The organism is Streptosporangium sp. NPDC000095, from assembly GCF_042899335.1.
Lineage (GTDB): Bacteria > Actinomycetota > Actinomycetes > Streptosporangiales > Streptosporangiaceae > Streptosporangium.
Genome location: NZ_JBIAZS010000001.1, coordinates 32,882 through 54,288, shown reverse-complemented (window position 1 = coordinate 54,288; position 21,407 = coordinate 32,882). Strand labels below are relative to the sequence as shown.

The following is a 21,407-nucleotide window of genomic DNA, read 5'->3' as shown; positions in this document are numbered from 1 at the left end:
CCGCTGGTTCACTTACGGCTCGGACGACGGGCGATTCGCAGAGGTGAGCGATGACATTTCCCTCAGTGGCTGTGGTGGACCGAGACGAGCCGTCCCTTGACCACCGCGACCCGGCGGTTCGGATGTCACGGCTGTCGGATCCGGGCTCGCTGGAGATCATCCACCGGCGCGAAGGCGTGGGAGTGGTGGTCGCCTACGGCCGGGTCGACGGCGTGCGAGTAGTGATCTACTGCACCGACGCCACCGTGAAGGGCGGTGCGATCGGGATCGACGAGTGCCCGCTGATCGCCGACGCCATCGACCTCGCGGTGCGCGAACGCTGCCCGGTGATCGGCGTGTGGCACTCCGGCGGCGCGAAGCTCAACGAAGGCGTGTCGGCGATGCACGAGATCGGGGAGATGTTCGCCGCGATGGTCCGGGCCTCGGGCGAGGTCCCGCAACTGTCCGTCGTGCTCGGTCCCGCGGCGGGCGGCGCGGCCTACGGTCCTGCGCTGACCGACATCGTGATCATGTCTGACGCCGCCCGCGTCTTCGTCACAGGCCCGGACGTCGTCAGGTCGGTCACCGGTGAGCAGATCGACATGGAGAGCCTCGGCGGGCCGGACGCGCACAGCAGGAAGTCAGGGGTGGCCCACATCGCCACGGGGTCGGAGGAGGAGGCCTTCGCCCAGGCCCGCCGGCTCGTCGCGCTGCTGGCGAAGCCGGGTTTCGTCGACGTGGACTCGGTGCGCGAGGCGAGGCCGCTGCGCGACCTGCTCCCCGACTCACCCCGGCGCGCGTACGACGTGCGCCCGCTGGTCAGGGCGGTCCTGGACGGCGGGGACGCAGAGAACGGGGAGCCGGGTTTCGTCGAGCTGCAGCCCAGGTGGGCGCCGAACATGGTGATCGGGTTCGGCCGGCTCGCCGGGCGGACGGTAGGGGTGATCGCGAACAATCCGCTGCGCAAGGGCGGTTGCCTCGACTCGCTGTCCTCGGACAAGACATCAAGGTTCGTCCGGATGTGTGACTCGTTCGGCGTGCCCCTGCTCGTGCTGGTCGACGTCCCCGGCTACCTGCCCGGCGTCGGGCAGGAGTGGGAGGGGGTGGTCCGCCGGGGAGCGAAGCTGCTGCACGCGTTCGCCGAGGCGAGCGTTCCGCGGGTCACGTTGGTCACGCGCAAGTCCTACGGCGGCGCCTACATCGCGATGAACTCCCGGTCGCTCGGTGCCACCGCCGTGTTCGCGTGGCCGGAGGCCGAGGTGGCGATCATGGGTGCGAAGGCGGCGGTGGAGATCCTGCACCGCAAGAAGCTCGCCGCGGTGGCACAGGACGAGCGTGAGGAGCTGCTGGCCGGCCTGGCCGCGGAGCACGAGAGGATCGCGGGAGGCGTGGCCAGGGCGGTGAGCATCGGCGTCGTCGACGAGGTGATCGACCCGGCGTACACCCGGCTGCGGCTCGGCGAGGCCCTGGCCGCCGCCCCGGCGCGCCGGGGTCGCCACACCAACATCCCCCTGTAGACGTCAGGTGGCGGGCGCGCTGCGGTGCCGGTGAGATGCCGGTGAGGTGTGCGGTCGTCCGTCGCCGTCGTGCCCCGGCCCACCCGCTCCTCCTGCGGAGGGGATCCGCTTCTCCGAGACGCCGGCCCGGTGTCTCCGGCCATTCGAAGGAGAGGTGGTCAGGCCGTCGAACACAGATAAATAAAGGCAATCACAGGTAAATCCAAGGCAAATGCTTGTAAACCAACATTGCTGTGATTAAGGTCTCCTCAGTAGGCGATCGGAGTGCTTGAGATCAGGCGCATGCGTCGTCGATTCGAGGTGCGAAATGTGCAGCGATACTCGACACAGAGTCGAAGCCAAGGTCACGGACGGATCGCTCGGGCTGAACGGCGAGGTTCCCGCGCCCGTCCGTGGCACTGATGCGACCGTGGTCGGGGCTCCGAGCCTGCTCCGGAGGGTTTCGGCCCCCTCTCGTGCCACGGCAGGCCCCGGCGGGGAGTCCGAGAGGCTCTCGCCGGCCGTCAGCGACGAGCCGGTGTCGTACGCATGGCGCTAGCGGAGGGGAAAGCCGCGACGCACGGGCCGGCACGCACGTGGCCGGTGGGTGTCACCGAGCGGGGCGCTCGGTGGAGGGACGCCGCACCGGAGTTCCTGGCCGAGAGGGAAGGGCAGACACGCCTGCTGGGCGAGCAGGTGGCGATGCTCCTGCGCGGCCGTCCAGGAGTGGTGACCGTGCTCGGGGCGCCCGGCACGGGAAGGAGCGCGCTGCTCAGGGCGGTCGTCGCCCAGGCCAGGAAGGCCGGACTGCTCGCCGTTCTCGCCGGCTGCTCGCCCATCGAGGCCGATCTCCGCTACAGCGTGGTCTCGCAGATCGCCGCCGGACTGGCCGGCGCCGGATATCCGGCCTTCGCGCGGCGCCTGTGGGCGGAGGAGCAGCCGGCCACGACCTTGATTCCCGCGCTGTGCGGGGAGTTCGTGGCCCTCGCGGGCAACCGTCCATTGCTGATCGCCCTGGACGACGCCCGGTGGGCGGACGAGGAATCGAAGGCATGGCTGGCGGCCATGACCCACCGGCTGCGGTATGCGCCGATTCTCCTGGTGCAGGCCGGAGCTCCCGGCGAAGACTGTGCCGTCGAACCGGTCACCGAGTCCGGACCGGTCGCCGGCAGCGTGATCCACGTGCCGCCGCTGCGCGAGCACGGGGTCCGGGAGGTGATCGTCTCCCGGTACGCGGGGCCCGTCGACGGGGCGTTCGTGACCGCGGCCACCGAGGCCACGGGCGGCAGCCCGGCGGCCCTGCTCGCCGTGCTCGACCATTTCGTGCGCGCCTCCCTGCCGCCCGTCGCGCGGTATGTTCCGGCTCTGCTGGAGCGGGCCGCCGAGGTGAGCGGCGACCGGGTGACGAGGGGCATCTCCCGCCTGCCCGCGGACGCGCTCGCGCTGCTGCTCGCGATAGCCGTCTGCGAGGGCGGCCTCGACGCCGACCTGCTCGCCTCGCTGGCGCCACCGAGGACGATGTCCTCCGAGCAGGCACTGTCCGTCCTGGTGCGCCTGGGGCTGGTGACCGAGGGGAGGACCCCGTCGCCGGCGAGCCCTCTCATCGCCGACAGGGCGCTGGCCCGGATGGAGATCGGGGAGCGGCAGGCACTCGCGATGCGCGCCGTCGAGCTCGGGTACCGGGCGGCGATCCCGGAGGAACGGCTCGCCCGGTTGCTGCTCAACACGCGGCCGGTCGGTGCTGAATGGGTGGTGAGCCTGCTGAGCCGGGTGGCCACGCAGCGTCGTCTCGACGGGGACCACGAGGGCGCCGCGGCACTGCTCGGCCGGGCACTCAGGGAACCGGTGGGGGACGAACAGCGGCAACGGCTGCTCATCGAGCTCGCGATGATGGAGGCGGACCGCAACTCGGAGACGAGCGACAGGCGGCTGCAGCAGGTGCTGCTGAACAGCGGTACCGAGGTGTCGGTCGGCACACTCGTCCGGGCGGCCGATCTGCTCGGCTCGCGGGGCGACGCGTCCGCCACGTACCGTGCCGTCGCGACGGCCTACACGCGCAGAGAGGTGGGTGGAGCCGGCCTCGAATCGCTGGCGGCCATCGGCTGGCTCGCGGAGAACGACTGCGCGATCGGTGATTCCGCGCTGCCCGTGCACTCGTTCCCCGAACCGTCCGACGAGCCCGGAGACCCCGTGCGGGCGGGTGTCGCGGCCTGGATGCTCGCCGCCAGGGGGGAACGTCTGCCGCAGGCGCGGGAACTGGCCAGGACGGCCTTCCAGGTGAGGGGTGAGGAGCAGCCGTTCGGCCCCAGGATCCACGCGGCGAGGGCGCTGCTCCTGGCCGACGAGGTCGCCGAGGCGGTGATCGGGCTGGACGAGGTCCTGGCCGACGCCCGGCGCTGCGGTGCACGGGCACCGGCCGCACTGGCGCTGATCCACCGCGGCCGATGCGAGATGCGGCGGGGAAATCTCGGGCAGGCGGTGTACGACTTCGAGGCGGCACTGGCGGAGTTGCCGCTCACCTCGTGGCATCCGCGGATGGTCCCCTTCCTCGTCGCGACGGAGGCCTACCTGCATCTCGCCGGCCGGTCCGTGGAGAAGGCCGAGCAGTCGCTGGCCTTCGAGTTCCCTCCGGGGGCGGACCAGGGCGTGGCCTGGGCGGCACTGCTGTACGCCCGTGCCAGGGTGCACATGGAGCTGGCGGACCCCGAGGCCGCGCTGCGCGACATCAACGAGTGCGGGCGCGTGCTTCTGTCCAGGGGCTGGACGAATCCCGCGGTGCTGTCATGGCGATCGGTGGCCGCCGTGGCGAACAGCGCGTGCGGCAACGTCGAGACCGCCAGGCGGCTGGCGCTGGAGGGGTTGGAGCGGGCGAGGGAGTGGGGTGCCCCCAGCGCGCTGGATGTCGCGCGACGGTGCGCGTCACAGGTGCTGGACGGTGTCGAGGCGGCGAGCGACCTCGGGCACGACGCGCGAATCCCGCGGAAGCCGGCGCCGTACGACCGCCCCGCGACGGTGCCGGCCCAGCCCGCCGCGGCGTCGTCGGCGGCGAGGGGATACGCCGCGACTCAGAGTCGGCAGAAGGCGACGGTGAGAATCGACACACCTGACGCTAGACTCACCGGACGGTCCGAGCGCCCCGCCGTGGAGGTTGTCGCGGAAGGACCGTCGGCACCGAACGAAACGAGGTACCCACTGACCGCCAACGAGGAACGGGTCGCGGGGCTGGTCGCCGCGGGTCACTCGAACGCCTACATCGCGAGCGTCCTGTCGGTGAGCCTCCGGACGGTGGAGCTGCGGCTGACCACGATCTATCGCAAGCTCGCGGTCACCAACCGCAACGAGCTCGCCTCGCTTCTCGCCTCGATCCCGGCACCGCGGAACATGGGTGAGTGAATCCATGCTGCTGGAGCGGGAGAAGGAGCTGGCGCGGGCGGAGCAGGCGGTTCAGGCGGCCGTGGCGGGCAACGGGTCCATGATGGCGGTCATCGGCCCGCCCGGCGTCGGCAAGTCGGCGCTGTTGCGCACTTTGGCCGACGCGGCCGCCCCGCACGCGCGGGTCCTGCGCGCCGGCGGCACGCTCCTCGAACAGGACTTCGCGTTCGGCGTCGTCCAGCAGTTGTTCGAGCCGATCCTGGCCGGGGCGGAGAAGGACCGCTGGGATACCTGGTTCCAGGGCACGGCGAGCCTGGTGCAGGGGATGTTCTTCGGTGAGTCGCACGCGATCGGACCGAACCGGTCGCTCAGGCAGGAGTCGGTCCTGCAGGGGCTGAACTCGCTGATCGCCAACCTCAGCGAGGACGGCGAGGGCGGCGAGGGCGGCGAGGGCAGGGCCCTGGTGGTGGTGGTCGACGACCTGCAGTGGGCGGACGCGCCGTCCCTTCGCTGGCTGGCGTACCTCGCCAGGCGGCTGGACGGCACGCGGGTTCTGGTCGCCGCGGCCTTCTCCGAGGAGTGCGCGGCCTCCGACCCGATGCTGCTCAGGGAGATCGCCGCCTCGGGCGCCCGTACGCTGCACCCGAGGCCGCTCTCCGTCGGAGGGGTGCGCCGGTTGATCGGCGAGGAGTTCGGGGAGTCCTGCGACCTCGAATTCGCCCGAGCCTGTCACGAGGTGTCCGGTGGGATCCCCGCTTCGCTGGCCGCGATGCTGCACAGGTTGCGCACGGCCGGCTTCCAGCCGGTCGCGGCACGGGCCGGTGAGGTTCACGCCGCGAGCCAGCCGTTCCTCCGCGACCGCCGGATGTTCTGCCTCGGCATCCAGCCCGTGGTCGTCCGGGATCTCGCGCAGGCGATGGTCGTGCTCGGAGACCTGGCGGAGCCGGAGCTGATCAGCGAGCTCGCCGGTCTGGACAGCATCGACTACAAGTCCGCGATGCAGACCCTCGACCGCCTGGGCCTGCTCGCCGGCGGCGAGTCGCCGCGATTCGTCCACCAGAGCGTGCGGTACGGCATCGAATCGGGGATGAGCACCGACACGCGCGCCTCGATGCACCGCCGGGCGGCGTCGCTGCTGCACACCGTCGGCCACCCGGCCGAGCACGTCGCCGACCAGCTCCTGCAGGTCACCGCAGGGTACGAGGCATGGGAGATCGGCGTCCTGCGCGCGGCCGCCGGCGCCGCGCTCGAACGCGGCGCCGGAAGGAAGGCGGCCCGTTACATCCGGCACGCGCTGCTGGACAGGCCGCCGGACAGCGAGGCCCGGGGCCGGCTCCTGGTCGACCTGGCCGCCGCCGAGCGGGGATTCGACCTCGCGTCCTCGGTCACCCACATCTCGCAGGCCGTGCCGATGCTCACCTCGGTGACGGAGCGGGCGGAGGCGGTGCTGTGGATCCCGCCCGCGATCGGCACGGTCAACCCGTCATCGGGCGCGCTCGTCCAGGATGTGGCGCGGCAGCTCCATGAGCGGGGTCCTTCGTACGCGCAGGGAGACCTCGGCCTGCGGCTGGAGGCCCGCACCCGCTGTCTCGGGATGCAGGACGCCGCGCATCTCGGCGCGGCGGCCGACCGGCTGCGGGGGTTCGGCGCGGAGGTGCCGGTCTCCACGGGTTCCGGGCGGGAACTGCTGGCCGTGCTCGCCTACGCGGCGACGATGACCGGCGAGGTCACGGCCGCCGAGATCTCCGCCCTCGCCGGCCGGATCCTGGAGCGGGAGCCGCCGCGCGCGGGGCACGCCTACACCGCTCTCCCGCTGCTGGTCCAGGCGCTGGTCCTCGCCGACACGGCGGCCTCGGTGACCCCGTGGCTGGAGGCGATGCGAGAACAGGCTCAGCGCCAGGAGCTCGAAGGGGTCATCGCGCTGGTCAACGCGGAGCGGAGCATGGTCCTTCGCGCGTCGGGGCATGTGGTCCAGGCCAGGAGCACCGCGCTGAGCGTGGCCGACAACGCCGGTTCGTCCTGGCCGGAGGCGAGGACGCTGTCCATCTGGACGCTCGCCATGATCGCGCTTGAGACGCAGGACGTCGAACTGGGCGAGCGGGTGATCCGTACCAGTCCGGAGAGCGGTGACCTGCGGGTGGTCGTCGCGCATCGCATGGTGCGGGGGATGCTGGACGCGGTGCGGGGCGATCTGCCGGCCGCGCTGCACAGGTTCCTCGACAGCGGCAGGCAGCTGTCGCGCTGCGGGTGGACGAACGCGGCACTGTACCCCTGGCGGGTATGGGCCGCGGCGGTGAACCACCGGCTCGGAAGAGTGCAGGCGGCGACCGAGCTGGCCGACGAGGAGTACGCCTTCGCGTGGGCGTGGGGCGCTCCCGCGACGTACGGCCGCGCGCTGCGGCTGCGTGGAATGATCACTCCGGGTGAGGAGGGCGTCGATCTCCTCAAGCGGGCCGTCGAGACGCTTCGCCGTTCCGAGGATCGGATCGAGCTGTCCAGGACGCTCACGCTTCTCGGCAGAAGGCTCGCGGAGCTGGGCGCCGACGACGCGGAGGAGTTCGTTTCCGAGGGCACGCGGGTCGCGAGGGAACGTGGCGTCTCCTGGGCCGAGGGCGACAGGGACTCGGAGCTGAACGGCCCGGCGCTGCGACTGTCCGCACCCGAGCGCGGCGAGCTGACCAAGACCGAGGAGACGGTCGTCGCCTTCGTACTGCGAGGATGGACGAACCAGCGGATCGCCGACTCGCTCGGGGTGACCCGGCGTGCCGTCGAAAAAAGCCTGACGAGCACCTATCGCAAGCTCGGGGTGAGCGGCAGGGCGGCGCTCGTCGAGGAACTGGGCGCGCGGAACGCGGACGAATAGGCGGTGTGACAGACGGTGTGACGGCCGCTCCGCCGGATCCCGTCAGGCGAATCGCCGCCTGTCACCTTCTCGCAGGTCTCCGGGGTGTGGCCCCCGATTCCCGCCGCCGCCCGGCGCGGTCTCCGCGGCCGGACGGCCGGGTGACCCGCCGACCGGATGCCTGAGCGATCACCTGGCTGAGGGCTGAAGAGCGGGAAGCCCGCGAAGTCGCCGCTTCGGGCCGGTCGGCGGAAATCCGCACCGAGGACCCCGGCCGGCGACGGGCATCACGGTTCGCCGGTCCGGCATGATCCGCATCACGGTTCGCGTGCCCGGCATGATCCGCGTCGTGACGGGTAATTTCCGGCGGGCGGTGTGCCGCCGTCGCCGGTTCGAGGGCCCCGGCCGCACGCGCGATATTTAGTGCGGGACGTGAACTATTTCCCCGGGTGGGCGCAGGGAAGTTCGGTACCGAACGAGACCGCCCCACCGCACCGCAAGGTCCGAACCGGACGCCTCACGCACCACAGTCTTTTACTGTTTGTCGTGGGCTTATGTTGACCTGCTTTCGCACCGATTAATATCATGTTAATAAGTGGATTTGGTCGTTACCCCATAGTTATCGGGTCATCGTCTCGTCTGCTGGAGGAGAGGAATGGTAATCAGATGAGTATTGATATCGGCATCGCTCCGGTTGATGAGGAACGGCGGCTCCGGTTAGTCGGCCCACCCGCCGACGGGGTAGACCAGTATCGTTCCTTTTTCGACCAGTCGGGAATCTGCGTGGCGAATCTCGACCACGCGACCAGGGTTATCGAGGCGAATCTCGAATTCACCCGGCAATTCGGGCGTTCCCTGGCGGACATTCGAGGACTTGCGTTCTGCGAGTTGCTCCATCTGAGCGTCCGCGACAAGCTGGGACAGCAGTTCACCCATCTGACGGACAATCGGCGCGCCCGCTTCGAGGAGCGGGTGATCGCCGTGCGGCCGGACCAGACCGTGCTCGGCGGTGAGCTCACCGGGATCGCGCTGCACGGCGAGGCCGGCCACGTCGAGAGCGTCATGGTGGTGGTGCGACCCGACCGAGAGCAGCGTGACGACCTGCTGACCGGGAAGAAGAGGCTGCTCAGCAGCATGGAGGCGCGGGTACTCGAAGGGGTCGCCGCCGGGGTGTCGACCGTGCAGCTCGCGTCGATGCTGTACCTCAGCCGCGGCGGCGTGGAATATCACGTGACGACGCTGCTGCGGAAGCTGAAGGCCACCAACCGCCCGGCTCTGGTCTCCAAGGCGTACTCCATGGGCATTTTCCGGCTCGGCTCCTGGCCGCCCCGGATCCTGCCCGAATTCGTGAAGTAAGTCCATGTAATCGGCCTGCGGTCGCGTGGTCGTCGTGACGATCGCGCCGCCGGAACGGCAAGGGAGGTTTCATCGTGACCAGTGCGAAAATTGTGCTATCCGGTGGGCCGGAGCGACTTTCCGGTCAAAGCCCCGTTCGAACCATGGTCGCCCCGGAGGAGAAGGTGAAGATTCTCTCCGGTGCGGGATACGAGCACTTCGTGCACAACGGTGAATTTCTTACGGTCGACGGGGAGAACCTTCCGGTCTTCCAGTGGTCCGAGCGCACCAAGATAGCCGAGTAAACATACTCAGCAAATTCGGAAGTGAGCGGTAAATCGTGTGCGGGACAGCCGTGGTCACGCTCCCACTCGAATGGGAATGGGTTTCCTTGGTTGCCGCAAATGATTCTCCGAGCAAGAGGTACCCATTTCGGGAAAACGTGGCTCTGGTGAGGTGCGGTGTGGTGGTAACGGGTAAGCTCGTCAGCTTCGATGAATTTCGCGGATTCGGTTTCATCGCCCCCGACTCGGGTGGCGAAGATGTTTTCATGCACGTCAACGACCTGAACAGCGACAAACGTCTCCTCTCGATCGACACGAGGGTCGAATTCAGGGTCGAGAACGGCGGAAAGGGACTGAAGGCGTCCCAGGTCCGCGTACTCGACAGGCCTGCCGCACCGAAGGCCGCCCTGTCCTCGCCGCCCTCGCCGTCCCTGTCGTCCTCACCGTCTCCGTCGGCTCCGCCCGCCGTGCCGAGACCCGCGCCGACGCCCGCGTCGATCGGGTCGGCGGCACCGGCACCGGCCGTCTCCGCCGCCGACCGTCAGGGCAACGACGCCGGTTTCTGTGACGTGCTCTCCGTCGGGGAAATGACGCAGGAGATCACGGAAGCCCTGCTCGTGGCCGTGCCGACGATGACGGCGGAACAGCTGCTGGGCGTCCGCCGATGCCTCGTCGGCCTCGCCCAGACACATGGCTGGGTCGAGGAGTAGCGCCTCCGGCACCGGGCCGCCGATCTCGCCGACCGGATGGCCCTGGTGCCCGATCACGCTCTCGCCGACGGTTCCGTGGGAGTTCGCGGTGAGCCCTCCAGTCTCTAAAGTCCCAGAAGTCCCAGAAATCCCTGGAGTCCGGTAATTCCGCGGCGTTTCCCGGACTTCTCGACTCTGGTGGCAGGCCACTGTCACCGCCGATCACCTGACACCCTGAAGAACTCCCTCGGTCACGGGCCGGCGGTCCATCGGCCCGACGGACTCGATTCCCGCTGTGGGCACGCCGTCGGCGTCTTCGCGGTCGCGATGGTGTCCGGTCGGAATCTGTTCGCGGTGCTGAAAGGAAAGTGCATGTCCAGGCGCGCGCTGATCACCGGTATCACCGGTCAAGACGGTTCTTATCTGGCTGAGCATCTACTGTCCCAGGGCTACCAGGTCTGGGGGTTGATCAGAGGCCAGGCGAATCCCAGGAAATCCCGTGTCAGCCGTCTTGTCAGCGATCTGTCGTTCGTCAACGGCGATCTGCTGGACGAGGGGAGCCTGGTGAGCGCGGTGGACAAGGTGCAGCCCGACGAGGTGTACAATCTCGCGGCAATCTCCTTCGTCCCGATGTCCTGGGACCAGGCCGAGCTGACCACCGAGGTCAACGGCATGGGCGTGCTCCGGATGCTGGAGGCGATCCGCCTGGTATGCGGGCTGGACAAGTCACGTGACGGCAGCAGCGGTCAGATCCGCTTCTACCAGGCGTCGTCCTCGGAGATGTTCGGCAAGGTCGCGGAGAGCCCGCAGCACGAGACGACGATCTTTCATCCGCGCAGCCCCTACGGGGTCGCGAAGACATACGGCCATTTCATCACCCGGAACTATCGCGAGTCGTTCGACATGTACGGCGTCTCCGGGATCCTCTTCAACCACGAGTCGCCGCGCCGGGGCACGGAGTTCGTGACCAGGAAGATCTCCCTGGCGGTCGCCCACATCAAACTCGGCCTGCAGGACAAGCTGTATCTCGGAAACCTCGACGCGGTCCGCGACTGGGGATTCGCCGGCGACTACGTCAGGGCGATGCACCTCATGCTGCAGCAGGACGAGCCCACCGACTACGTCGTGGGCACCGGGCACATGCACTCGGTGCGCGACGCCGTGCAGATGGCCTTCGAGTACGTGGGACTGGACTGGCGCGACCACGTCGTCGTCGACCCGGCGCTGGTGCGTCCCGCGGAGGTGGAGACCCTCTGCGCCGACCCGAGCCGCGCCCGGATCGAGCTCGGCTGGGAGCCCAGCGTGAGCTTCGAGCAGCTGATGCACATGATGGTGGAGTCCGACCTCCAGCACGCCTCGCGCGAGCGGGACTTCGGAGACCTCATCCTCGCGTCGAGCTGGTGAGTTCACGGCCGCCTCTCAAGCCCGGCGTATCGGAGAGAGGCGGTCCGTGAGGCACGGGAAAGGCAAACTCGAACCGCTATGTGAGGCTCAGGGATGAACGAAGTGGAAGATGCCCGGCTGGGGGTCCTGGGGGCCGGGGTGATGGGCACGGGGATCGCGGTCGTGGCGATCGGCCACGGTATCCCGGTCGTGCTCGTCGACGTGTCGGAGGACAAGCTCGCCGACGCCCGGCACCGCGTCGACCTTCAGCTCCGGCACGCGCGGCTGATGGGCTCGGTACCGGCGAAGGGTCAGGTGGCCGACCTGACGACGACCACGGACCCCGCGGCCGTCGCCGGCGCCACCGCGGTCGTCGAGGCCGTCGTCGAGGACGCCGAGATCAAGGCGAAGGTGCTGGGCGAGACGTCACAGCTGCTCGGGGCCGGCACCCCGCTGATCTCCAACACCTCCGGCATCCCGATCGGGGAGCTGGGCAGGTTCACCGCCCGCCCGGACGAACTGGTCGGCGTCCACTTCATGAACCCCGCCTACCTGATCACGATGGTGGAGGTGATCAGAGGCGACCTGACGAGCGACGAGACGATGACCGCGGTCACCGGACTGCTGGCCCGGATGGGGCGCCGCGGGATCGTCGTGCGGGACGCTCCGGGATTCGTCACGAGCAGGCTGCTCCACCCGATGATCAACGAGGCGGCACGGATCGTCGCGGCCGGTGTGACCAGCGCCGAGTCGGTGGACGACCTGATGCGAGGCTGCCTCGGACACCCCACGGGGCCCCTGCGCACGGCCGACCTGATCGGGCTGGACAACCTGGTCGACGCGCTGCGAGCCCTGTGGGAGCGCACCGGCGACGCGAACTTCCAGCCCTGTGAACTCCTGCTGGAGAAGGTGGCGATGGGCCACCTTGGGCGTAAATCCGGTAAGGGCTTCTACGACTACGAGAAGGTGCTTTCGTGAACACGCACCCAGAAGAGACGCTTCAGCCGACCCCCGACACCATCCGGAGGCAGATCCTCGACTTCCTCCAGGAGCGGATCAAAACGGAGGTCGCCGTCGACAGAGACCTGTTCGCCTCCGGGCTCGTCAACTCGATGTTCGCCATGGAGTTGGTCGTCCACCTGGAGCAGAGGTACGGCATCGCCATCCTCGGCGAGGACCTGAAGCTGGACAACTTCCGCACCGTCGAGCGGATGGCCTCCCTCGTCCTGCGGCTGCTGGACACACCGGTGGCGGACCATGCCTGAATGGCTCGCCCAGGCGCGCCAAGGAGTCACCGACCTGGTCGGCGACCAGGCGGCGGAATGGGACCTCGCAGGTCTCCTTCCCACCGAGACGCTGCGGACCCTCGGCAAGCTGGGCCTGCTCTGCGCCGAGGTGCCGCCCGCGTACGGCGGCGTCGGCGCGAACAGCTCGGAGAACGGGGCCCTCACCGCGCACGTGGGCAGCCTGTGCAGTTCCCTGCGCAGCGTGATGACGTCGCAGGGCATGGCGGCGTGGACGATCCAGCGGCTCGGTGACGCCCGCCAGCGCCAGGAGTACCTCCCGAGGCTGACCGGCGGCGAGCTGGCCGCCGTCGCCTTCAGCGAGCGTGAGGCCGGCAGCGATGTGACGGCGCTGACCACCCGGATACGTGCCGACGGTGACACGGTGGTGGTCGACGGGCGAAAGACGTGGACCACCGTCGCACGCTACGCCGACCTGATCGTCGTCTTCGGACGGTACGGGGACGAGGGCGCCGCCGTCGTCGTCCCCGCCCAGACCCCGGGGGTCACCGTACGCCCGGTGCCCAACCCCAGCGGCTGCCGGGCCGCCGGGCACGCCGACGTCGACCTCGACGCCGTACGCCTTCCGGCGAGCGCGGTGCTCGGGGGCGGCGGCCAGCAGCTCCAGCTGCTGGTCACCACGGCCCTGTCCTACGGCCGGATATCGGTGGCCTGGGGCTGTGTCGGGATCCTGCGGGCCTGTCTCCTGGCGGCGGGCTCGCACGCGGGAACCCGCAGGCAGTTCGGTCGGCCCCTCGCCGAACACCAGCTCGTCGCCCGCCACCTCGCCGAGCTCATGGCGGCGGAGCAGGCGGCGACCCGGGTCTGCGAGCACGCGAGCCGCTGCTGGGACGAGAGATCGCCGGAGATGGTGATCGCCACGGTCCTGGCCAAGTACATCGGCTCGACCGAGGCCGCACGCGGTGCGGCGGCGGCCGTGCAGGTGCTGGCGTCGGCGGGGGCGCAGGACGGCCATGTGGTGGCGCGGGCCTACCGGGACGCGAAGCTCATGGAGCTCATCGAGGGCAGCAGCGAGATCTGCCAGCTCATTCTCGCCCAGCACGCCGTCGCACAGTCACACTGACCAAGACGAGGAGGACAGGTGCCCGACAAGACCTCGGTGGTGAAATGCCTGGTATGGGACCTGGACAACACGCTGTGGCAGGGAACCCTGCTGGAGAACGACGAGATCCGCCTGCCCGACTCCATCCGTGAACTCATCCGGGTGCTCGACTCCCGGGGCATCCTGCAGTCCGTCGCGAGCAAGAACGACCACGACCACGCCTGGGCGAAGCTCGAGGCGCTCGGCGTCGCCGAGTACTTCGTGCTGCCCCACATCGGCTGGTCGCCCAAGTCCGACTCGATCCGGCAGATCGCGGAGGAACTGCGGTTCGCCCTCGACACGATCGCGTTCATCGACGACCAGGCCGCCGAACGGGCCGAGGTGACGTTCCACCTTCCCGACGTACGGTGCTACTCCGCCGAACACGTCGCCGAACTGGCCGGGCTGCCGGAGTTCAGCCCGGAGACGGTGACCGAGGACGCCAGAAGCCGACGGCTGATGTACCAGGCGGGGTTCCGCCGGCAGGCCGCGAAGTCCGGCTTCACCGGTCCCGACGAGGAGTTCATCCGCTCGCTCGGCCTGGTGATGCACATCGAGCACGCCACGGCCGAACACCTCGCCCGCGTCGAGGAGCTGACCCTGCGCACCAGCCAGATGAACGCCACCGGCGTGCACTACTCGCGGGAGACGCTGGAGCGGCTGCTCGACGATCCCGGGCACCGCGTCCTGGTCACCTCGTTGAGCGACCGTTTCGGGCCGCACGGGGCGGTCGGGGTCATCCTGCTGGAGCTGGGCCGCAGGACCTGGCATCTGAAGCTGCTCGCCACCTCCTGCCGGGTCGTGTCCTTCGGCGCGGGCACGGTGATCCTGCGCTGGCTGATCGACCAGGCCGCTCGCGCGGACGCGCACCTGGTGGCCGACTTCCGCCGCACCGACCGCAACCGGATGATGGAGATCGCCTACCGGTTCAGCGGATTCACCGAAGGGAAGTGCCCGTGCGTCGGGAGGCTGCCCGCCTCCGGGGTGAGCGGCCTGGAGCGACTCCACCTCGTCCCGGCACCGCAGGGCGCGCCCACCACCATGACCCTCGTCGCGTGCGACCTCGGGACCCTCGGGACCTCGTCAGGCACCCGGCCCTTCGATCTGCGCAGCCCCTCACCCGTCGTCTAGCAGGGCGGTTCGGCCGCTCCCCGCTTGCGCACCAGGGTGATGCCGTCCGCCATCGGCAGCAGTGAGATGTCCACCCGGCGGTCCTCCGCGAGGAGGGCGTTGAACCCGCGGATGGCCTCGGTGTCCGCGTCCCGCGCCTCGGGGTCGACGACCTTGCCGAAGAACAGGGTGTTGTCCACCACGATCAGCCCGTTCTCCCTGAGCAGTGGCAGGGCGGCCTCGTAGTACTTCGGGTAGCCGGGCTTGTCCGCGTCGATGAACACGAGGTCCACCGAGCCCGGCCCCTCGTCGAGCAGGAGCGCGGCGAGGGTGTCCGAGGCGTCGCCGATCCGCAGGTCGATCCGGTCGAGCACACCGGCCCGGCGCCAGTGGGGCATTCCGACACGGGGCCACCGCTCGGTGATGTCGCAGGTGATGACGCGCCCCTCGGGAGCGACCGCGCGGGCCAGGCACAACGTGCTGTAACCGGTGAAGGTGCCGACCTCCAGCACGGTCCGCGCGCCGACGAGCCGGGCGAGCAGCGTCAACAGCTGCCCCTCCTCGGCCATCACCTGCATCGCCCTGCCCGCGGGCAGGGCGGCGGTCTCCTCGCGCAGGGAACGCAGGATCTCGTCCTCCCGCAGCGACATCCGCCGAACGTACTCCGACAACTCTGCTGTGACGTGCAGCTGACCGGCCATTGCGCGAGTGTACGGCCCGGCTCGCTGGTCTTTTTCCCACTCTCGGCGCCGGAGTTACTAATGATTTTCGGGGAGCGCGGAGCCGAGACTGATCCGATGTTGGCGGAGCCTGTGGGCTCGACCGCGGCCGGTGTGGTCCGTCCGGTGGTGCTGTGATCGCCGAACTCGGTTGCGAGGCATCCGGGTCCCGGCGAGTTGACGAGTTCGTGCTGGTCGTTGAAAAGGGTTGAGCTGTGGACAACGAAGCGAAACTCCGGGAATACCTCAAGCGGGCGACCACCGATCTCCGGCGCACCCGTCAACGCGTCCACGATCTTGAGGAACAGAACCAGCAGCCGATCGCGATCATCGGGATGACCTGCCGCTACCCGGGCGGTGTGGCCTCGCCCGAGGACCTGTGGCGGCTGCTCGCCGAGGGCGGCGACCCGATATCCGAGCCGCCCGCCGACCGCGGCTGGGACCTCGACCGGCTCCGCGACGAGTACGGCGGCGCCGTACCGCCGTCGCTGTCCGGTGGTTTCCTGCGCGACGCGGCGGAGTTCGACGCCGGCTTCTTCGGCATCTCCCCCCGGGAGGCGCTGGGCATGGATCCGCAGCAGAGGCTGCTGCTCGAAGCCACCTGGGAGGCCGTCGAGAGAGCGGGCATCGACCCGATCGCGCTGCGGGGCAGCCAGACGGGTGCCTTCATCGGCGCGATGTCCCCCGACTACCGCGACACCCTGCCGCACGACATCGACGCCTTCGGGCTCACCGGTACGGCGAACAGCGTGATGTCCGGCAGGTTGTCGTACACGCTCGGTCTGGTCGGCCCGGCGGTGACGGTGGACACGGCCTGCTCGTCCTCGCTGGTCGCGCTGCACTGGGCCGCGCACTCGCTGCGGACGGGCGAGTGCACCCTCGCGCTCGCGGGCGGTGTGACGGTCATGTCGACGCCCAGCACCTTCATCGAGTTCAACCGCCAGGGCGGCCTGTCGCCCAGCGGGCGGTGCAGGGCGTACGCCGACAGCGCCGACGGCACGGGCTGGTCCGAGGGCGTGGGCGTGCTGGTGCTGGAACTGCTGTCGGACGCCCGGCGCAACGGGCACGAGGTGCTCGCGGTCATCCGTGGTTCCGCGGTGAACCAGGACGGCGCCTCCAACGGCCTGACCGCGCCGAACGGCCCCTCGCAGCAGCGGGTGATCCGTGATGCCCTGGCGAACGCGCGGCTGTCGGCGGCGGACATCGACGTGGTGGAGGGACACGGGACCGGTACGACGCTGGGCGACCCGATCGAGACCGAGGCGTTGATCTCCACGTTCGGCGAGGACAGGGAACGACCCCTGCTGCTGGGGTCGGTGAAGTCGAACATCGGTCACACGCAGGCCGCCGCCGGTGTGGCCGGTGTGATCAAGATGGTGCTCGCGATGCGGCACGGGGTGCTGCCGAAGACACTGCACGTCGACGCCCCCTCGTCGCGGGTGGACTGGTCCGCGGGCACGCTGGAACTGCTGACCGAGCAGCGGTCCTGGCCCGAGACCGGGCAGCCGCACCGGGCGGGGGTGTCCTCCTTCGGGGTGAGCGGCACCAACGCCCACGTGGTGCTGGAGGAGGCGCCGGAGTCTGAAACGGATGCCCCCGCGGCCGACAGGACACCCGCGGGCGTGGTGCCCGTGCTGCTGTCGGGCCGGACCGACGAGGCGCTGCGGGCCCAGGCCGCGCGCCTGCTCGCCCATGTGGACGGTGCGCCCGAGACGTCGCTGGACGACCTGGCGTTCTCGCTGGCCACGACGCGGTCGGCGTTCGAGCATCGAGCGGGGGTCCTCGCCGCCGATCACGCCGAACTGCGAGCGGGATTGACGTCGCTCGCGGACGGCGGCGCCGTCGGTGTGATCAAGGGCCATGGCAGGCAGGCCAAGCTGGCGGTGTTGTTCACCGGTCAGGGTAGCCAGCGGGCCGGGATGGGTCGTGAGCTGTACGACCGTTTCCCGGTGTTCGCGGCGGCGTTGGACGAGGTGGTCGCGGAGCTGGATCCGCTGCTTGAGGGCTCGTTGCGTGAGGTGGTGTTCACCGAGCCGGGGTCGGCGGAAGCGGAGTTGCTGGATCGGACGGGGTGGGCGCAGCCTGCGCTGTTCGCGGTGGAGACGGCACTGTTCCGGCTGGTGTCCTCGTGGGGGATCCGTCCGAACGTGCTGGCCGGGCACTCGGTCGGGGAGATCGCGGCTGCGCATGTGGCGGGGGTGTTGTCGCTGGCGGACGCGTGTGTGTTGGTGGCGGGCCGGGCGCGGTTGATGCAGGCGTTGCCTGCGGGTGGGGCGATGGTGTCGGTGCGGGCCTCCGAGGGGGAGGTCGCCGAGCTGCTGGCCGGGCGTGAGGAGCAGGTGTCGGTCGCGGCGGTGAACGGTCCCGCGTCGGTGGTGGTCTCCGGGGTTGAGGAGGCGGTGCTGGAGGTGGCCGCCGCCTTGGAGGAGCGGGGGGTGCGGACGAGGCGGTTGCGGGTGTCGCACGCGTTCCATTCGCCGTTGATGGATCCGATGCTGGAGGAGTTCCGGGTGGTGGCCGGGTCGCTCACCTTCAGCCCGCCGGAGATCCCGATCGTGTCGACGTTGACCGGGGAGTCGGCGACGGCGGAGCGGTTGTGTTCGCCGGAGTATTGGGTGGAGCAGGTGCGTGGCGCGGTGCGGTTCGCCGACGGCGTGCGGGCCCTGCATGGCCAGGGGGTGCGGGCGTATCTGGAGCTGGGCCCCGACGGGGTGCTCACCGCGATGGCCGCCGACACCCTCGCCGCGAGTCCGGACTCGCGTGACACCGACTCGACGCCGGATTCACCCCTGCGCGCCACGGACCCCGAAGGGGAGGCGGACGCGGTGCTGGTGCCGGTACTGCGCGGGGGACGCGACGAGCGAACGGCGGTCATGTCGGCGCTGACGGCCCTGCACGTGCGTGGGGTGCCGGTGGACTGGCAGGCGGTTTTCCCCGGCGCCCGCCGGGTGGAGGTGCCGACGTACGCCTTCCAGCGCGAGCGGTACTGGCCGAACCCGACCTCGACCGGGGATGCCCGAGGGCTCGGCCTGACGGCTGCCCGGCATCCGCTGCTGGGTGCGGTCATGGGGTTGGCCGACAGTGATGAGGCGTTGTTGACGGGTCGTGTCTCGTTGGGGTCGCATCCGTGGTTGGCGGATCATGTGGTGGGCGGGATGGTGATTTTTCCGGGTACGGGGTTTTTGGAGTTGGTGGTGCGGGCGGGGGATGAGGTTGGGTGTGGGGTGGTGGAGGAGTTGACCTTGACCGCGCCGTTGGTGCTGGGTGAGGACGATGCGGTGGCGGTGCAGGTGCGGGTGGGGGCTGCGGATGGGGTGGGTCGGCGTGAGGTGAGTGTTCATGCTCGGCCTGCGGGGGCCGGTGAACACGACGCCTGGGTACGGCACGCGAGTGGTGTGCTGGCCGGTGGGGGGATCGGCGCGGGAAGTGACGGTGCGGCGGCCGGTGGCCGGGCCGGGGAGGAGTTCGAGGCTTTCGAGGGTGGGGTGTGGCCGCCGAGGGGTGCGTCGGTGGTCGAGGTGGGTGGGTTGTACGAGCGGCTGGCCGGCAGCGGGTTGAGTTACGGGCCGGTGTTCCAGGGGGTGCGGGCGGCGTGGCGGGGGGTGGACGGTGCGCTGTTCGCCGAGGTGGTGTTGCCTGATCGGGTCGTCGATGCGGGTGGTTTCGGGGTGCATCCGGCGTTGCTGGACGCGGCGTTGCACGTGGTGGCTTTCGCGGGGGCGGGAGATCCGGAGGGTGTGCGGTTGCCGTTCTCGTGGGGTGGGGTGTGTCTGCACGCGGGTGGGGCGTCGGTGCTGCGGGTGCGGTTGGCGTGGACGGGTGATGGTGAGCTGTTGTTGAGCGCGGTGGACGTGGTCGGGGAGCCGGTGCTGTCGGTGCGCTCACTGGTGCTGCGCCCGATCCCGTCCGACCGGCTTGGCGCGGCCTTCCAGAGCGGGGGAGTCGAGCGGGAGGCGCTGTTCGGGGTGGAGTGGACGCCGGTGGCGGAGCCCTCTTCGGGTGGGGTGTCACCGGTGGCGGTGCTCGGCCCGGACGTGCTGGGTGTCGCCGAGGCATGGCGGGCGGCAGGGCAGGCGATTCCGGCTCATGAGGATCTGTCCTCGCTGGTGGCGGGGCCGGTGCCGGACGCGGTGGTGACCGAGGCGGTCTCGGATCAGGCGGGCGCGGTGGTGGGGGCGGTGCGTGCTTTGGCGGTTCGTGTTCTGGGGTTGGTGCAGGGGTGGTTGGCTGATGAGCGGTGTGGGGGTTCGCGGTTGGTGGTGGTGTCGCGGGGTGCGGTGGCGGTTGGGGAGGGTGAGGTGGTCGTGGATTTGGGGGCTGCGGCGGTGTGGGGGTTGGTGCGTTCTGCGCAGGTGGAGAATCCTGGCCGGTTCGTGCTGGTGGACATCGATGAGGAGTTGTCGTCGTCGGTGTTGGCGGGGGTGTTGGCCTCGGGTGAGCCGCAGGTGGCGGTGCGTGGGGGTGAGGTGCGGGTGCCGCGCCTGGCGCGGGTGACGTCCGGCTCCGCTTCTGGTTTCGGGGGTGGGGGTGGTCTCGCGGATGGCTCCGGCCTCGGCGAGGGGGGTGGTTCTGTTCTGGTCGGTGGTTCTGATCTGGGTGAGGGCCGGGTCTGGGATCCGGAGGGGACGGTGTTGATCACTGGTGGTACGGGTGGTCTGGGGGGTTTGTTCGCGCGGCATGTGGTGGCCGAGCGTGGGGTGCGGCGTCTGCTGCTGACCAGCCGCCGGGGCCTGGACGCCCCTGGCGCGGTGGAGTTGCAGGCGGAGTTGATCGCGCACGGGGTCGAGGTGGAGGTCGTCGCGTGTGATGTGGCCGATCGGGATCAGGTGGCGGCGCTGCTGGCCGGGATCGATGCCGCGCATCCGTTGACGGCGGTGATTCACACTGCGGGTGTGCTGGATGACGGGACGATTCCGTCGTTGACGGCGGAGCGGTTGGATGTGGTGTTGCGGCCGAAGGTGGATGCGGCGTGGTATCTGCACGAGCTGACCCAAGACCAGGGTTTGGCGGAGTTCGTGGTGTTCTCGTCGGTGGCGGGGACGTTCGGTGGGGCGGGGCAGGGCAACTACGCGGCGGCGAACGCGTTCTTGGACGCGTTGGCGGAGTATCGGCGCGGGCTGGGGCTGGCGGGGTTGTCGTTGGGGTGGGGTCCGTGGGAGCAGGACGCCGGGATGACGGGCGGGTTGGACGAGGTTCAGGCGCGTCGGTTGACGCGTGCGGGGATGTCGGCGATCACGCCGGAGCAGGGTGTGGTGTTGTTCGAGGCGGCGATCGGTTCCGGTGGGCCGGCTGTGGTTCCGGTGCGGTTGGATCTGGCGGCGGTGCGGGCGGGTGGTGAGGTGCCGCACCTGCTGCGCGGGCTGGTGCGGGGGGTCCGCAGATCGGCGGTGTCCGGGATGGCGTCGGCCGTGGCCGGTGACGGCGCGCTGGTGGGACGGCTGATCGGGGTGGAGCCCGCCGAGCGTGTCAGGCTCCTGGTGGACCTGGTGCGTACCGAGGTGGCACTGGTGCTGGGGCACACCTCGCCGAAGGCGGTGGACGTCCGGCGGGAGTTTCGGGAGCTGGGCTTCGACAGCCTGACCGCGGTGGAGCTGCGCAATCGGCTGAACACGGTGACCGGGCTGCGCCTGCCGGCCACGCTCGTCTTCGACCATCCCACGCCCGCCGTGCTGGCCGAGTTCCTGCTGGAGGAGGCACTGGGCGAGCGGGACGTCGCCGTCCCGGCCACGATCACGCCGGTCGCCGACGACCCGGTCGTGATCGTCGGGATGGGCTGCCGCTATCCGGGTGGCGTCACCTCGCCGGAGGACCTG

At 69.9% G+C, this 21,407-nt stretch carries 13 protein-coding genes (1 of these 13 cut by a window edge); 12 read left to right on the top strand and 1 reads right to left on the bottom strand.

The annotated features are described in order from the left end of the window. Positions 1-50: 50 nt before the first annotated feature. From ACFY3V_RS00085 to ACFY3V_RS00035, 11 genes are all read left to right on the top strand, one after another. On the top strand, positions 51-1,496 hold the full coding sequence (locus tag ACFY3V_RS00085; protein WP_350947110.1) for a carboxyl transferase domain-containing protein: 1,446 nt from the start codon (positions 51-53) through the stop codon (positions 1,494-1,496). 582 nt (positions 1,497-2,078) lie between these two features. Continuing rightward, complete coding sequence (locus tag ACFY3V_RS00080; protein ID WP_389768460.1) at positions 2,079-4,868, top strand: AAA family ATPase; 2,790 nt, start codon at positions 2,079-2,081, stop codon at positions 4,866-4,868. Beyond that, on the top strand, positions 4,861-7,710 hold the full coding sequence (locus ACFY3V_RS00075; protein ID WP_389768457.1) for an ATP-binding protein: 2,850 nt from the start codon (positions 4,861-4,863) through the stop codon (positions 7,708-7,710). Before ACFY3V_RS00080 ends, ACFY3V_RS00075 begins: the two co-directional genes overlap by 8 nt. Before the next feature lie 645 nt (positions 7,711-8,355). Further along, positions 8,356-9,045 (top strand): LuxR C-terminal-related transcriptional regulator, encoded by a 690-nt coding sequence (locus ACFY3V_RS00070; protein WP_362907084.1) that lies wholly within the window; start codon positions 8,356-8,358, stop codon positions 9,043-9,045. Between the two features lie 74 nt (positions 9,046-9,119). Then, the gene (locus ACFY3V_RS00065; protein WP_362521194.1) at positions 9,120-9,329 is read left to right on the top strand and encodes a DUF5988 family protein; all 210 of its coding nucleotides are present in this window, start codon (positions 9,120-9,122) and stop codon (positions 9,327-9,329) included. Between the two features lie 137 nt (positions 9,330-9,466). Next, on the top strand, positions 9,467-10,018 hold the full coding sequence (locus ACFY3V_RS00060; protein ID WP_362907082.1) for a cold shock domain-containing protein: 552 nt from the start codon (positions 9,467-9,469) through the stop codon (positions 10,016-10,018). 351 nt (positions 10,019-10,369) lie between these two features. Continuing rightward, a complete protein-coding gene (locus ACFY3V_RS00055) occupies positions 10,370-11,401 on the top strand; it encodes a GDP-mannose 4,6-dehydratase (RefSeq protein ID WP_362907080.1) in 1,032 nt (343 codons plus the stop codon). A 93-nt stretch (positions 11,402-11,494) separates the two neighbouring features. Further along, positions 11,495-12,358, top strand: coding sequence for a 3-hydroxyacyl-CoA dehydrogenase family protein (locus ACFY3V_RS00050; RefSeq protein WP_362907078.1), 864 nt, complete (start codon positions 11,495-11,497; stop codon positions 12,356-12,358). Beyond that, on the top strand, positions 12,355-12,645 hold the full coding sequence (locus tag ACFY3V_RS00045; protein ID WP_350947117.1) for an acyl carrier protein: 291 nt from the start codon (positions 12,355-12,357) through the stop codon (positions 12,643-12,645). Before ACFY3V_RS00050 ends, ACFY3V_RS00045 begins: the two co-directional genes overlap by 4 nt. Next, positions 12,638-13,747, top strand: a complete 1,110-nt coding sequence (locus ACFY3V_RS00040) for an acyl-CoA dehydrogenase family protein (RefSeq protein WP_362907075.1) — start codon at positions 12,638-12,640, stop codon at positions 13,745-13,747. Before ACFY3V_RS00045 ends, ACFY3V_RS00040 begins: the two co-directional genes overlap by 8 nt. Positions 13,748-13,765: 18 nt before the next feature. Then, positions 13,766-14,896, top strand: coding sequence for an HAD-IIIC family phosphatase (locus ACFY3V_RS00035; RefSeq protein WP_389768450.1), 1,131 nt, complete (start codon positions 13,766-13,768; stop codon positions 14,894-14,896). Here the strand turns inward: ACFY3V_RS00035 and ACFY3V_RS00030 are convergent. Then, positions 14,893-15,576 (bottom strand): class I SAM-dependent methyltransferase, encoded by a 684-nt coding sequence (locus ACFY3V_RS00030; protein WP_350947120.1) that lies wholly within the window; start codon positions 15,574-15,576, stop codon positions 14,893-14,895. The genes ACFY3V_RS00035 and ACFY3V_RS00030 overlap by 4 nt on opposite strands. A gap of 233 nt (positions 15,577-15,809) precedes the next feature. Between ACFY3V_RS00030 and ACFY3V_RS00025 the strand changes: the two genes are divergently transcribed. Continuing rightward, positions 15,810-21,407 carry the 5' end (the start) of a type I polyketide synthase gene (locus tag ACFY3V_RS00025; protein WP_389768447.1) on the top strand. 24,183 nt of this gene lie beyond the right edge of the window, so only the first 5,598 of its 29,781 coding nucleotides appear in the window; the start codon lies at positions 15,810-15,812; its stop codon lies beyond the right edge, outside the window.

Coding starts and splice junctions, on each gene's coding strand:
- ACFY3V_RS00085 (WP_350947110.1), top strand. CDS start 51: ATGACATTTCCCTCAGTGGCTGTGGTGGACCGAGACGAGCCGTCCCTT.
- ACFY3V_RS00070 (WP_362907084.1), top strand. CDS start 8,356: ATGAGTATTGATATCGGCATCGCTCCGGTTGATGAGGAACGGCGGCTC.
- ACFY3V_RS00055 (WP_362907080.1), top strand. CDS start 10,370: ATGTCCAGGCGCGCGCTGATCACCGGTATCACCGGTCAAGACGGTTCT.
- ACFY3V_RS00050 (WP_362907078.1), top strand. CDS start 11,495: ATGAACGAAGTGGAAGATGCCCGGCTGGGGGTCCTGGGGGCCGGGGTG.
- ACFY3V_RS00040 (WP_362907075.1), top strand. CDS start 12,638: ATGCCTGAATGGCTCGCCCAGGCGCGCCAAGGAGTCACCGACCTGGTC.
- ACFY3V_RS00030 (WP_350947120.1), bottom strand. CDS start 15,576: ATGGCCGGTCAGCTGCACGTCACAGCAGAGTTGTCGGAGTACGTTCGG.